A 13,739-nucleotide genomic window follows, 5' to 3' on the forward strand; every position below is an offset into this window, starting at 1 on the left:
TACAAGCAACAATTCCGCCAACAGATTCCTATTATATAAATACACCCTCGTTTAACAGATGTAGCCGTAATACTTGTATACACCGCGATTGCATCTACTTTTCAGGTTATTATAGTGTTCTCTCTTTCTTTTTAAAAGTGAATGATATGTTTCGTCTAATAATGATTTGAATTCCCCGGTAGCGTCTTGGAGGATATTTTTAGTAAGAGGAAGACCCTTCGGACAATAAAAGCCGATACTTCGGACTATTTTATCCCTTTATTTCACACATTAGCCGTATTTTTGTCAACAAAAGAAACAATAATAACCAAGAGATTTTTAGAACATATCATGAAGAACCTTATTGCCCTAACCCTGCTGCTTGGAGGAAGCACACTGCTCTGCGCACAAAAGCCTGCCAAAACACCGGCAACCTACAAGCCGGTGAAAAGTGAAATGTACCGCAAAGGTTGGATAGACTTCAACAAAAACGGAGTGAAAGACGTGTACGAAGACCCCTCCGCCCCGCTCGAAGCACGCATCGAAAACCTGCTGCAACAGATGACGCTGGACGAAAAGACCTGCCAAATGGTCACCCTCTACGGCTACAAACGCGTACTGAAAGACGACCTCCCCACCCCCGAATGGAAAGAGCTGCTCTGGAAAGACGGTATCGGCGCCATCGACGAACACCTGAACGGCTTCCAGCAATGGGGGCTGCCTCCCTCGGACAATGCCTACGTCTGGCCCGCCTCGCGCCACGCCTGGGCACTGAACGAGGTGCAACGGTTCTTTGTGGAAGATACCCGTCTCGGCATCCCCGTAGACTTTACCAACGAAGGCATACGCGGCGTGGAAAGCTACCGCGCCACCAACTTCCCCACCCAACTGGGACTGGGACATACCTGGAACCGTGAACTGATTCGCCAAGTAGGACTCATCACCGGACGCGAAGCCCGCATGCTGGGCTACACCAACGTCTACGCCCCCATCCTCGACGTAGGACGCGACCAGCGCTGGGGACGCTACGAAGAAGTTTACGGCGAATCTCCCTACCTCGTAGCCGAACTGGGCATCGAAATGGTGCGCGGCTTGCAGCACAACCACCAAGTGGCCGCCACCGGCAAGCACTTTGCCGCTTACAGTAACAACAAAGGCGCCCGCGAAGGCATGGCACGCGTGGACCCGCAAATGTCGCCGCGCGAAGTGGAAAACATACACATCTACCCCTTCAAACGCGTCATCCGGGAAGCTGGCATGCTGGGCGTAATGAGTTCGTACAACGATTACGACGGCATCCCCGTGCAGGGCAGCTACTACTGGCTCACCACCCGCCTGCGTGGCGAAATGGGATTCCGTGGCTACGTCGTATCCGACAGTGACGCCGTAGAATACCTCTACACCAAGCACGGCACCGCCAAAGACATGAAAGAAGCCGTCCGCCAAAGCGTGGAAGCCGGACTGAACGTACGCTGCACCTTCCGCTCGCCCGACTCCTTCGTCCTTCCCCTCCGCGAACTGGTGAAGGAAGGCGGACTGAGCGAAGAAGTCATCAACGACCGCGTGCGCGACATCCTTCGGGTAAAGTTCCTCATCGGTCTGTTCGATGCCCCCTATCAGACAGACCTTGCCGATGCCGACCGTGAAGTGGAAAAAGAAGAGAACGAAGCCATTGCCTTGCAGGCATCCCGCGAGTCCATCGTTCTGCTGAAGAATGCCGGTGAACTATTGCCCTTAGACATCAACTCCACCAAGAAGATTGCCGTCTGTGGTCCCAATGCCAATGAAGAAGGCTACGCGCTGACCCATTACGGCCCACTTGCCGTAGAAGTGACCACTGTGCTGGAAGGCATTCAAGAAAAGACAAAAGGCAAGGCAGAGGTGCTCTACACCAAAGGCTGCGACCTGGTGGACGCCCACTGGCCCGAAAGTGAAATCATAGACTATCCGCTGACCGACGACGAACAAGCCGAGATAGACAAAGCCGTAGAAAATGCCCGTCAAGCTGATGTTGCCATCGTAGTATTGGGCGGCGGACAACGCACCTGCGGCGAAAACAAATCGCGCACCAGCCTCGACCTGCCCGGTCGGCAGTTGCAACTGCTTCAAGCCATACAAGCCACGGGCAAGCCCGTCGTACTGATACTCATCAACGGACGCCCGCTCTCCATCAACTGGGCAGACAAGTTCGTCCCCGCTATCCTCGAAGCCTGGTATCCCGGCTCCAAAGGCGGAACAGCCCTGGCCGACATCCTCTTCGGCGACTACAACCCCGGTGGAAAGCTGACGGTGACCTTCCCCAAGACCGTAGGGCAAATCCCCTTCAACTTCCCCTGCAAACCTTCTTCACAGATAGACGGCGGTAAGAATCCGGGACCTACGGGCAACATGTCACGCATCAACGGAGCACTCTACCCCTTCGGTTACGGCTTGAGCTACACCACCTTCGAGTACTCCGACCTCGACATCACCCCCCGAGTCATCACCCCGAACGAGTCTGCCACCGTCCGCCTGAAGGTGACCAACACCGGCAAACGTGCCGGAGATGAAGTAGTGCAGCTCTATATCCGCGACGTACTGAGCAGCATCACCACCTACGAAAAGAATCTTGCAGGCTTCCAGCGCATCCACCTCGAACCGGGCGAAGCCCAGGAGCTGTCCTTCACCATCGACCGCAAGCACCTGGAGCTTCTGGACGCTGACATGAAATGGGTGGTGGAACCCGGCGACTTCGTGCTCATGGCCGGCGCCTCTTCCGAAGACATCCGCCTGAACGGAACGCTGACCGTAGAAGACTACCAGACCCGTGCCAAAGCCATTGAAGCCCAAAAACCAGCAAAGCGTGTGAGTGCCAGCACCAACCCAGAGGATGCCGAAAACGTGCTCGACGAAAAAATCAATACCGCATGGCAAGGAAATAAGGGAGATTATATTACCTTTGCCTTAAAGAACGGAGCCAAGGTAGATAAAGTTGCCATTGCCTTTACACGTGACAACAACCTGCCGGCAACCTTCGAAATCCAGCTCTCGGGCGGTGGCGGACAGTTCCTCACCGTATATTCGGGCACCGTCAGCGAATACGGCAAACTGATTTCCTATCCGTTCAAAGGCACTACCGCCAGCGACCTCCGCATCGTGCTGAACGATGACCGCGTCAGTATTGCCGAAGTTAAATTTTAATGTGCTAATGTGCCAATATGCTAATGTACCAATGACCATGCAGCATATACAGCGCAGCCAATTAGCACATTAGCATATTGGCACATTAACACATTAAATTAATGAAAACACTTCTTTTCTGTATGCTCGGATTAGGTTTGACAGCATGTGGCTCTTCTCCAAAGGGCACTAACGGTGACCAGGACGAACTCGCCATGCTAATAGGTACTTACACGAATGGCTCAAGCAAGGGTATCTATACCTTCCGCTTTAATCAGGAGACGGGAACAGCCGTTCCGCTCAGTTCAGCGGCATTGCCCAATCCCTCCTACCTCGTCCCCTCGGAAGATGGCGAATTTGTCTATGCCGTCAGTGAAATGAACGACAGCACAGCAGCCCTCAGCTCCCTTGCCTTCGACCGGGAAACGGGAGAACTGCGCCTGCTGAACACCGTTCCCACCTTCGGCGCCGACCCCTGCTACGTGGCCACCAATGGCCGGGAAGTGTTGACTGCCAACTACAGCGGTGGAACCATGTCCGTCTTTCCTTTACAGAAAGACGGCACTTTGGCTCCTGCAGACACGCTCTTTCAAGGCTCTGCCACCGGTCCCGACGCCATACGGCAAGCCACTCCCCACATCCATTGCACGGTCTTTTCACCGGACGGAAAGTATATCTTCGCCACCGACTTCAGTGCCGACCGCATCCTGCGCTTTGTGATGCACCCCGACAACCCTATTCCTCATGCTTCTCTGGAAGCCGTTGGCATTGAGGCAGATTCCGGCCCGCGCCATCTGACATTCAGCCCTAACGGGAAGTTTGCCTATCTCATCACCGAACTGTCCGGTAAGGTCATTGCCTTCAGTTACGACGACGGCTGCCTGGAACAGATACAGACTATCACAGCCGACACCGTAGCCGCCCGTGGAAGTGCAGACATCCACCTCAGTCCGGATGGGAAATACCTCTACGCCAGCAACCGTCTGAAAGAAGACGGCATCGCCATCTTTGCCGTGAATCCCGAAAATGGGACCTTGGCAAAGGTAGGTTATCAGCCCACCGGCATCCATCCCCGCAACTTCAACATCACGCCCAACGGTAAATACTTGCTTGCCGCCTGCCGCGACAGCAATGTCATTCAGGTATACAAACGAAACGAAGTTACCGGACTCTTGGAAGATACTCATCAGGACATTGTAGTCGACATGCCGGTTTGCGTACAGTTCGTCAGCTCTGTTAATAATTTATAAAGCAATATTTAGCAAAGATAACTTCATTAACTTTGTCCCTTAGCTAAATCAGTCTAAACGAATGTACATTATGAAGAAGAATATATTGATGCTCTCAGCTCTGTTCTTGTCTATCACTGCCATGGCGCAAACAGACGTAACCACCGGTGTGATGCGTGGCAAAGACTACGGAGTGACTTATATGTTACCCAAAACAGAAATAGAAATCGTATTGCAAGCCACCAAGCATACCTACACTCCCGGAGAATTTTGCAGATATGCCGACCGCTATCTGCGTCTCAACAACGTGTCTGCCGAACCCGAGGAGTTCTGGACACTGGATAAGATAGAAACCCGCATAGCCGGTGTACCGGATAAGGACAACGTCTATTTCGTGAAGATGAAAGACAAGACCGTAGCACCCCTTATGGAGCTTACCGAAGACGGAATTGTCCGCTCCATCAACATTCCGTTCAGCGGTAAGCCTGCTGCCAAGACGCCCGAAGCCAAAGCCACCGAAAGCAGCATTGACCCACGCAGTTTTCTGACGGAAGAAATACTGATGTCCAACTCCAGTGCCAAGATGGCCGAGCTGGTGGCTAAGGAAATATACAGCATCCGCGAAAGCAAGAATGCCCTCCTGCGCGGCGAAGCAGACAATATGCCCAAGGACGGCGCCCAACTCAAGCTGATGCTTGACAATCTGAACCAGCAGGAAACGGCTATGACGGAAATGTTCTCGGGCAAAATAAAGAAAGAACCCAAGACATTCACCATCCGGCTGACGCCTAAAGAGATGAAAGATGAGGTGGCTTTCCGTTTTTCCCGAAAGCTGGGAGTGGTGGCCAATAATGACCTTGCCGGTGAACCGTATTATATCAGCGTCACCGACCTCAAAAGTCCCGATGTATCTGCCACCGAGGAAGGCAAAAAGAAAGTGGACGGTGTAGCCTATAACCTTCCGGGCAAGGCACAAGTGACATTGATGTATAACAATAAGAAATTGTTTGACGACCAACTTCCCATTACCCAATTCGGCACCGTAGAATACCTCGCACCGGTACTGTTCAACAAGAATTCTACCATCAAAGTGCTGTTTGATACGGCAACGGGAGGATTGATAAAAGTGGATAGGGAATAAAGGAATTCTAATTCCGGATTGTCAACTGGATAAATCCATCCTTACGCAACTGCATTACGTAGGCGGTGACCCGGGGAATATAATTCTCTTCCTCCCCAAAGTGCCTGGCAAGTAGAGAGATGATTTCGCGCACGGTACGATGTCCATCTATCAGATTCCAGACAGCTGTACCGTGTTCTTCCAGCCTCACATGGATGTCAGGAGACATCCCCTTCGGCAATAAAAAACGACGCATCCATTCGTATTTAAACCGTGGGTAGGCGAGTACGGCGCACTCACCTTCCCATTCGGTTGTTATATGTCCACAGCGGACCGGAACAGCGTCCAACAGACTTACTTTTCCTTCGGGTATTTCCATCATACGGTATCCGCTTTTCCTATTATTTCTGAATATTAGGCTCTTCCAGCTTATAACCATACTTCTTGTCTGCCTTCTTCAGCAGTAGAGCCACTATAAGGGACAAGCAGGCAATACCGGTAAAAATGCACATAGGCACCGTATAGTCATACATATTCGTTCCATCTGGTTTCTTGCCGGATATACAATAGGCATCAAGCACCCACCCTATCAATGTAGGAATACCCCAAAGACCGATATTCTGGATAAAGAAAATCAATGCGTATGCCGTACCCAACTGGCTTACCGGGAATATCTTGGCCACAGCCGGCCACATGGCAGAAGGTACCAGCGAGAAAGCGATACCCAAAATTATCATCAGCACAATAGCTACCAGCCAATAGTTTATATCGGGAATAGCATAAATGAAATGCACACATATCAGCATGGCCGAGCCCAGCAGCATGATAGATGCGGACTTGCCCCGCTTGTCAATGAAACCACCAAAGACCGGAGTCAGAATCAGCGCTCCCAATGCCGGAAGTCCGGCAAATGTACCGGCCACATTCTCATTGATACCGTATTTGATAATCATCAACTCGGAAGCAAACTTCTGGAATGGGAATACACAAGAGTAGAACAATACACACAGCAATGCTATCAGCCAGAAACCGGGATTGACCAGAATATTCTTCACATCCTTAAAAGAGAACTTCTCTTCCTCATCTTCCGTACCGGCAGCAATGGCAGCAGCTTCCATCTGTTTGTCCAGCTTCTTGTCCATCACTGCAAAGACGAAGAAAGCAATCATACCGCCCAACAACAGAACCAAACCCAACAACACCGGTGTGGAAATACCGAAAGCGCGGGCCAAAGGAATGGCTACGGCATAACCGGCTTGCGAACCGATACGTGCTAAAGCGACTTGTACCCCCATAGCCGTGGCAAGCTCTTTCCCCTTAAACCACTTGGCTATGATTTTGGAAACTGTAATACCGGCGACCTCCGCTCCTACTCCAAAAATGGAATAACCGGCAAAAGCAACAAACACACCCGTTTTATAGCCAAATATTTCATTGATTCCGAATAAAGTCGCGTCGGCACCGGCAAGTCCCGTCATTGCATAGTATTCAAGTGCTGTACCACCTACCATCAGGATAGTTGCCAGCTTTCCGGTGAAACGGATACCAAAGCGGTCGAGGATTAATCCTCCCCAAATCAACATCAGGAAAAAAACATTCAGAAAACTATAACCACCGGTAAAGAATCCGAAATCGGTACTCGACCAAGCCAAGTCCGTTTCCAACATTGTCTTCAACGGTGCTACCACGTCGTTTACATAATAAGCTGCCATCATCGTGAAGGCAACAATCACCAATGCCCCCCAACGGGTAGCCTTGGAATCATTCAATTTAAGTTTGAGTTGTTCTGTCATTGTACTATTTGGATTTCAATTTATTAATCAGATTGCATAAATTGCTGACAAAGGTAAATAAATACTTCATCAAAACGAAAAAAGGCTGACACCTTTTCAGTATCAACCTTTCTCTTATTTTTCCAAGCGGGAGTCATCCGCAATATCCTTATCTTATTCTGCTGCAGGGGCTTCTGCTGCAGGAGCAGGAGTTTCAGCCGGAGTTGTAGCTGCAGGGGCCTCCGATTGCGGAGCTTCTGTACCTACGGGCATGTTATAAGGATTAGTTTTTTCTTCTTGTTGCGCCTGTTCCAGAATCACATCACCGCCCTTGCCTGTGGAAGAAGGAATAGTGTAAGCAGAAACAATACTGAAGACTACCATGACAGCTGCCAGAGTCCAGGTTGCTTTTTCCAAAAAGTCCGTAGTCTTGCGCACACCCATAATTTGGTTGGATGATGAAAAGCCTGATGCCAGACCACCTCCTTTAGAATTTTGAATCAATACAATGAAGCACATCAGCACAGATGCAATCAGCATTAAGATAACTAATAATAAATACATTTTGTTATTTTGATTTAGCGTTAATAATCAATTTCTCCAAAAATCTGATTTGGTCTGCAAAGTAAGCATTTTTTTTTGGATAATTCAAACTTAATTTTTTAATAATTTCAAGCGCCTTGTCATATCGGTGCTGTTTTATATAGATTTTGGCTAAAGTTTCCGTAAAACAGCTATCGTCCAACTCTTCCGTTACCGGCGATACTGAGGGTTCTTCCTCTTCTTCAGTCTCTTCCTCCTTCTCTACAAGAAACTCCCTTCTCGTATCCGAGGCATCCGAAGACTCACTCTTTTGGATAAAGTCATCTATCAATTCATGCCCGCGCAGTTTAGGCACTTCCGACTCATCTTCTGCATCCACACCGGGTTCTTCCTGCATTAAATAGGCCGTATAATCCACCGCATAATCCAGCTCCGTATGCTGTGAATGCTCTTCGGGAACAGTAGCCAGAAATGCGTCAATCAAGGAAAGGGTACGGTCCACACTCGGCTCTTTCTCCAAATCGCCGGAAAACAGCGACGAGACCTTCCGGGATTTCAAAGTATAGCGGTCACCCTCTATAAAGTAAAACAGCACACGACGGTCTGCCACATACAACACAGCCTTGCGCAACTCCGCGCCAAAGTTGATGTCGTGCAGCAGATAGAGGTTTTTCAGATAGAGCAAACGGAGCGACTGGAAATAAGGATAGCGTGCCACCAATGTGCGAAGCTCGTACAAAGTATCCCTATTCAGCGTCTCGGGATGCTGAATCCATTGTTGCAAATGGGTAGGCGTCATGAGTTTACCAGTTAGCTACAGTTGCATTGAAAATCTGTTCGGCAATGTCTTTCACCATCAAGGTTATCAGCTGGTCCTGCACTTCGGTCAGCAATTTTGAGGAATCATAGGTCTGGAAAGCCGAGAACTGCTGTTCAAAGTCCTCCTCATGGTTCGTGTTATTGGTGTAGCGCACGTTGACAGTCAGCGTCACCTTCACCTTCGAAGAGTAGCCGCTGGCATCCACCGATTCATTATATTGATTGTAGCCGGTTATTTCTCCGTCTATTTCCAGGTCTCCTCCGGAATTCACCAGTTGCAGGCGAGTCTGCTGAATGAACATATCCTTCATTTTCTGGTTAAATTCTGTTGCCAGCGGTGCATATACATACTCTGCCCGGTTCTGGAAATCGGCAATGGAAATCGTTTTTACCTTTGTATAGTCGATAGAGCTTATCGGAGCAAGTCCCAACTTCATACTACATGAATTCACCAGAAATAACAAGCTTACCAACAAGGAAGCAAATGCCGCTTTTTTAATCCAATCCATATTCTTTTATCTTTCTGTATAACGTACGCTCAGAGATATTCAAATCCTGAGCCGCACTCTTACGCTTGCCGTGATGTTTTTCAAGCGCCTTACGTATCATTTCTTTCTCCACTTCATCCAGGGAGAGTGACTCCTCCACATATTCTTCCGTATCCTGGAAATCATCGTCCACCGGAGTAACCGGCTTTACCGAAGGATGTATAATGGTGGGGACACTGGATGTTACCGGAGGTACCACCGCCGGAGTAGCCGGCGTATAGTAGGCCGATGTGGCAACCGCCGGATTGGCTACCGTTCCCCTTTCAGCCATAATCTCATGCACCAGCTTTTTCAAGTCCGTTACATCCTGGCGCATATCAAACAGAACCTGGTAGAGAATTTCCCGTTCACTCCCGAAGCTCTTGTCCTCCTTCACTCCAAACAAGGCAGGCAGGCGCTGCATATTGTTCTGCTCAGGCAGATAGCCCTTCAGTATGGATGCATTGATTTCACGATTGGTCTCAATGATGGATATCTGCTCGGTGATATTCTTCAACTGGCGCACATTACCCGGCCATGAGTAGCCCAGCAACACTTGCTTGCCGTCTTCCGTCAGCTGAATGGCAGGCATACGGTACTTTTCTGCAAAGTCCGAAGCAAACTTTCGGAACAGCAGCACCACGTCTTCACCGCGTTCGCGCAATGGAGGGACCTGAATAGGAACTGTGTTCAAACGGTAATACAAGTCTTCACGAAAACGTCCGTCAGCAATGGCTTGTGTCAAGTTTACATTGGTAGCGGCAACAATACGCACATCGGTCTTTTCCACCTTAGAAGAACCTACTTTGATGAATTCACCGCTCTCGAGCACACGCAACAAGCGTGCCTGGGTAGGCAAAGGCAATTCGCCGACTTCATCAAGGAAGATTGTTCCGCCGTTGGCCTCACCGAAATACCCCTTCCGTTCGCCGATAGCCCCGGTAAATGCGCCCTTCTCATGACCGAACAGTTCCGAGTCAATCGTCCCTTCGGGAATGGCTCCACAGTTCACGGCAATGTACTGTCCATGCTTGCGCCGGCTGTACTGGTGTATTATCTGCGGAAAGCTCTCCTTTCCCACACCACTCTCTCCGGTAATCAGTACAGACAAGTCGGTGGGCGCTACCTGGATAGCGATATCAATGGCACGCATCAGCGCTTCATTGTTGCCGATAATGCCGAAACGTAATTTTACTTGTTGTATTTCCGCTTTTGTCATTCTACAAATCTTCTTCTACACTATCGAGTTTCAGTTTGTCGCTATCGTCACGTTTCTCGTAATATTGCTTGCGCAGCGGATTTGCATGTGCCTCTTTCTCACGCTGGCGGTTACGGAACACATCTATTGCCACATAGATAGCCTGCCGGAATGAATCTTCAGAGGCGATTCCTTTCCCGGCAATATCGTAGGCCGTGCCATGAGCAGGCGAAGTGCGTATCACCGGCAAGCCGGCAGTATAGTTCACGCCCTCGTCCATAGCCAATGCCTTGAACGGTGCCAGCCCCTGGTCGTGATACATGGCCAGGATACCATCAAAATGGGTAAAGTTATCTGAGCCCATAAACCCGTCTGCCGGATAAGGACCATAGCAAAGCATACCCTTAGCAGCCATTTCGTTGATGGCCGGAATGATAATCTCCTGCTCTTCAGTTCCCAGCAATCCGCCGTCTCCTGCATGCGGATTCAGCGAAAGCACTGCAATACGCGGTGCGCTGATAGCAAAATCCTGCTTCAAGGAGCGGTTGAATATCTTCAGTTTTTCTTGTATCAGTTCTTTGGTGATGCTTCCGGCTATCTCTTTAACGGGAATATGTCCGGTCACCAATGCTACCCGGAAGTCATCTTTCATCAGAATCATAAGGGCCTTCTCGCCATCTCCCAATTTTTGCTCTATATACTCCGTATGTCCGGGGAAGGCAAACTCCTCCGACTGGATGGTATGCTTGTTGATGGGAGCTGTGACAATCACGTCTATCATTCCCTCCTTATATTCCTCAATGGCTTTTTCCAGTGCACCAAGTGCAGCTTTACCAGCTTCAACGTCAGGTTTAGAGAACTCAACCTTTACTTCATCATCCGTACAGTTCACTACACTCAAGCGATTGGGAACCGCTTCGGAGGCGGAGTTGACGATACTGAAGTTGGTAGGCAAGTCCAATGATTTACGATGATAAGCTGCCACTTTAGGCGAACCGTAGATAATCGGCGTGCACAATTCCAGCATCACCGGGTCTGCAAACGTCTTTAAAATCACTTCATACCCTACACCATTAATGTCGCCTTGTGTAATGCCGACTCTTATTTTGTTGTCTTCCATTTTTATTACTTATTATTAGTAGTATCTTTTGAGGTTACGCCTACCGGAATTTCCGCACCTTCCTGCTTGCTGCCGGGCAGTTTCAAGGTATAGAGCGAAGCCTCCATCTGACGTACCAGATTACGTTTCATTTTATCAGGTGAATAAATAAATATTTCAGATACGATAATACGCTGATTGGCCTTGTCCAAACGTACATGCGATACGAACGGACCGCCCATGAAGTCACCCTTTATGCGCCACAAGCCGCGGGCCTCCAGTGCATAGTCTCCCTGCACACTGATGGGGCGTACATCGGTCATCAGAGAATCCGTCGACATATACATGCCTTCACGGGCACCAGGGATATTAATCTTCATCACGGAATCGCGTTTATGAACAAAATATTCTTTAGTAAACGTATCCTTATCCGTATAAGGATAAGAGTAGATTACAAAGTTCTGGTCGCCGGTAGCTGCATTCGTACCTGCCCAGAAGAAGTTCTCACCCTCCTTGGTAGATGTCAGTTCGCCCGGCACCCATACATCGCAATCGAACTGGCTTTTCACCTTCGTTGCTATATAGTCGCTATGCTTGTCCTTCAATACTGAAATCTGACGATTCATTTCCGCATGGGTAAAGAAATCGATGATTACCTGCCTATTCTCCTCCACAAATTTCTCGAACGAAGCCTCGTCCGGTGCCTGAATAGTGAGAATAGACTGAGGAGCAGCATATACATTCCTTGCATACTTGAATTTAGGCTGGGTATAGAGGTCCTTGTTCACATCGACAATAATGATATTGCGAATCAGTTTTAAAGTGGCATCATAATTGGAAGGGGCAGTATACATGATTCGGAATGAACGTTCTGACTGGGGAAGCCCCGGAACATCAGAATCAAGCACATCGAAAAGCGCCCTACCGGCAGGACGTTCCCACAAGCCGGGCTCCACCACTACCAGAACTTCATACGCACGACCGCTGGAGGTCGGAGTAAACACACCCTTTTTACCACCACCGCAAGCGGAAAAAAGCGTCAGTACGAGAACCATACTCAAATAAAACAAGTGCTTTCTCATATCTCTATCATTTTAGTTTTTCACAAAGCTACGAAGAATGCGTAATATCCTCCCTACCTAAGTTAATAATTTATATTAATTCTTCTTTATTCTCCTCCTGCTTGGCAGTGGACAACATGCCACAAGCAGCAAATATATCCTCTCCACGCGATGACCGTATAGTGGTAAACAGACCGTGCGAAGTCAGATAATCACGGAACGCAGTCATGGTTTCCATATCAGCCCCTTCAAGATTCACTCCAGGTATGGCATGAAAACGAATCAGGTTAATCCGGCAGTCCAGCCCACGTAGCAACTTCAGAAGTTCCTTTGCATACGGTAACGAGTCATTCACTCCTTTGAAAACAATATATTCAAAAGATAGTCTGCGCTGTTTGCTAAAATCATAGTTTCTTAACAATTCAACAATCTCCGTGATGGAGAAGGCCTTCTCTGCCGGCATCAGCTCGCGACGTTGCAAAGGTATCGGCGAATGAAGGCTGATAGCCAGATGGCAGTCCGATTCCCCAATAAAACGCTGCAAGCCCTTCTTCAATCCCACTGAAGAAAGGGTGACACGCTTGGGACTCCACGCATATCCATAAGAGGCGGTCATTATTTCCAGCGCTTTCAATACCTCGTCCAGATTATCAAGTGGTTCGCCCATGCCCATCATTACCACATTGGTCAGCTTGTCCCTTTCGGGCAACGAACTGATTTGGTTGATAATCTGGTTGGATGTCAGATTGGCGGTAAAGCCCTGCTTGCCGGTCATACAGAATTTGCAGTTCATCTTACAGCCCACCTGAGAGGAGACACAAAGCGTAGCCCGGTCTTCGTCGGGTATATAGACAGCTTCCACGAAATGTCCCTCGCCTGCCCGGTATAAGTATTTCACCGTACCGTCTACAGAGCGCATGGCATCTACCGGCGCTTCGGCACCTACCTCATAGATTTCTTTCAGCAATTCCCGATGCTTCAACGAAAGATTGCTCATTTCGTCTATAGAAGCCACCTTCTTGTCATACAGCCAGGAAGCTATCTGCTTGGCAGAGAAACCGGGCATTCCCAAATTCTTCACCACATTCTGCAATTCAGCGAGCGTCAAGCCCAATAGAGGTCGTTTCTGCATATCGTTTTTCATTAAAACAAAACTCTTTCAAAAATGCAAAGGTAGGAATAAAGTTGCACAAAGACAACGGAGAGTGTAGAAAATGAAATGTACAGACAATG

The 13,739-nt window shown here is 49.0% G+C and carries 12 protein-coding genes; 3 read left to right on the plus strand and 9 right to left on the minus strand.

The genetic code is table 11. The features are described from left to right. Positions 1 to 330: 330 nt before the first annotated feature. The 3 genes from NQ510_RS17795 to NQ510_RS17805 all read left to right on the plus strand — a co-directional run bounded on the left by NQ510_RS17795 (position 331) and on the right by NQ510_RS17805 (position 5,508). Positions 331 to 3,159, plus strand: coding sequence for a beta-glucosidase (locus NQ510_RS17795; protein WP_008665263.1), 2,829 nt, complete (start codon positions 331 to 333; stop codon positions 3,157 to 3,159). 101 nt (positions 3,160 to 3,260) lie between these two features. Next, positions 3,261 to 4,388 carry a lactonase family protein gene (locus NQ510_RS17800; protein ID WP_005831925.1) on the plus strand — a complete coding sequence of 376 codons (1,128 nt, stop codon included), beginning with the start codon at positions 3,261 to 3,263 and terminating at the stop codon, positions 4,386 to 4,388. Between the two features lie 70 nt (positions 4,389 to 4,458). Then, positions 4,459 to 5,508, plus strand: coding sequence for a DUF4831 family protein (locus NQ510_RS17805; protein WP_016272886.1), 1,050 nt, complete (start codon positions 4,459 to 4,461; stop codon positions 5,506 to 5,508). A 7-nt stretch (positions 5,509 to 5,515) separates the two neighbouring features. Here NQ510_RS17805 and NQ510_RS17810 read toward each other — a convergent pair whose 3' ends face one another. From NQ510_RS17810 to rlmN, 9 genes are all read right to left on the minus strand, one after another. Then, entirely contained in the window at positions 5,516 to 5,869 is a 354-nt protein-coding gene (locus NQ510_RS17810) for a PqqD family protein (protein WP_005831929.1), read from the minus strand. Between the two features lie 19 nt (positions 5,870 to 5,888). Continuing rightward, positions 5,889 to 7,280, minus strand: a complete 1,392-nt coding sequence (locus tag NQ510_RS17815; protein ID WP_005831932.1) for an MFS transporter — start codon at positions 7,278 to 7,280, stop codon at positions 5,889 to 5,891. Between the two features lie 153 nt (positions 7,281 to 7,433). Further along, positions 7,434 to 7,823: a preprotein translocase subunit SecG gene (gene secG, locus NQ510_RS17820; RefSeq protein WP_005831936.1), complete on the minus strand. Its 390-nt coding sequence runs from the start codon at positions 7,821 to 7,823 to the stop codon at positions 7,434 to 7,436. A 4-nt stretch (positions 7,824 to 7,827) separates the two neighbouring features. Next, positions 7,828 to 8,601, minus strand: a complete 774-nt coding sequence (locus NQ510_RS17825) for a hypothetical protein (protein WP_005831938.1) — start codon at positions 8,599 to 8,601, stop codon at positions 7,828 to 7,830. A 4-nt stretch (positions 8,602 to 8,605) separates the two neighbouring features. Beyond that, the gene (locus NQ510_RS17830; protein WP_005831940.1) at positions 8,606 to 9,130 is read right to left on the minus strand and encodes an LptE family protein; all 525 of its coding nucleotides are present in this window, start codon (positions 9,128 to 9,130) and stop codon (positions 8,606 to 8,608) included. Further along, a complete protein-coding gene (locus tag NQ510_RS17835) occupies positions 9,117 to 10,367 on the minus strand; it encodes a sigma-54 interaction domain-containing protein (protein WP_005831941.1) in 1,251 nt (416 codons plus the stop codon). The genes NQ510_RS17830 and NQ510_RS17835 overlap by 14 nt, the downstream gene beginning before the upstream one ends. Position 10,368: 1 nt before the next feature. Further along, positions 10,369 to 11,466: a 4-hydroxythreonine-4-phosphate dehydrogenase PdxA gene (gene pdxA, locus NQ510_RS17840; protein WP_005831943.1), complete on the minus strand. Its 1,098-nt coding sequence runs from the start codon at positions 11,464 to 11,466 to the stop codon at positions 10,369 to 10,371. A 5-nt stretch (positions 11,467 to 11,471) separates the two neighbouring features. Further along, positions 11,472 to 12,527, minus strand: a complete 1,056-nt coding sequence (locus NQ510_RS17845) for a DUF4837 family protein (protein ID WP_005831945.1) — start codon at positions 12,525 to 12,527, stop codon at positions 11,472 to 11,474. A 70-nt stretch (positions 12,528 to 12,597) separates the two neighbouring features. Then, positions 12,598 to 13,638 carry a 23S rRNA (adenine(2503)-C(2))-methyltransferase RlmN gene (gene rlmN, locus NQ510_RS17850; RefSeq protein ID WP_008665254.1) on the minus strand — a complete coding sequence of 347 codons (1,041 nt, stop codon included), beginning with the start codon at positions 13,636 to 13,638 and terminating at the stop codon, positions 12,598 to 12,600. Between the last annotated feature and the right edge of the window lie 101 nt (positions 13,639 to 13,739).

It is taken from the genome of Bacteroides uniformis, from assembly GCF_025147485.1.
In the GTDB taxonomy this organism is placed as follows: domain Bacteria; phylum Bacteroidota; class Bacteroidia; order Bacteroidales; family Bacteroidaceae; genus Bacteroides; species Bacteroides uniformis.

What these genes read in the sequence shown, in the direction of transcription:
- NQ510_RS17835 (WP_005831941.1), bottom strand. Translation starts at nt 10,367, where the DNA reads ATGACAAAAGCGGAAATACAACAAGTAAAATTACGTTTCGGCATTATC.
- NQ510_RS17800 (WP_005831925.1), top strand. Translation starts at nt 3,261, where the DNA reads ATGAAAACACTTCTTTTCTGTATGCTCGGATTAGGTTTGACAGCATGT.
- NQ510_RS17795 (WP_008665263.1), top strand. Translation starts at nt 331, where the DNA reads ATGAAGAACCTTATTGCCCTAACCCTGCTGCTTGGAGGAAGCACACTG.
- NQ510_RS17805 (WP_016272886.1), top strand. Translation starts at nt 4,459, where the DNA reads ATGAAGAAGAATATATTGATGCTCTCAGCTCTGTTCTTGTCTATCACT.
- rlmN (WP_008665254.1), bottom strand. Translation starts at nt 13,638, where the DNA reads ATGCAGAAACGACCTCTATTGGGCTTGACGCTCGCTGAATTGCAGAAT.
- NQ510_RS17825 (WP_005831938.1), bottom strand. Translation starts at nt 8,601, where the DNA reads ATGACGCCTACCCATTTGCAACAATGGATTCAGCATCCCGAGACGCTG.
- pdxA (WP_005831943.1), bottom strand. Translation starts at nt 11,466, where the DNA reads ATGGAAGACAACAAAATAAGAGTCGGCATTACACAAGGCGACATTAAT.
- NQ510_RS17810 (WP_005831929.1), bottom strand. Translation starts at nt 5,869, where the DNA reads ATGATGGAAATACCCGAAGGAAAAGTAAGTCTGTTGGACGCTGTTCCG.
- NQ510_RS17845 (WP_005831945.1), bottom strand. Translation starts at nt 12,527, where the DNA reads ATGAGAAAGCACTTGTTTTATTTGAGTATGGTTCTCGTACTGACGCTT.
- NQ510_RS17830 (WP_005831940.1), bottom strand. Translation starts at nt 9,130, where the DNA reads ATGGATTGGATTAAAAAAGCGGCATTTGCTTCCTTGTTGGTAAGCTTG.
- NQ510_RS17815 (WP_005831932.1), bottom strand. Translation starts at nt 7,280, where the DNA reads ATGACAGAACAACTCAAACTTAAATTGAATGATTCCAAGGCTACCCGT.
- secG (WP_005831936.1), bottom strand. Translation starts at nt 7,823, where the DNA reads ATGTATTTATTATTAGTTATCTTAATGCTGATTGCATCTGTGCTGATG.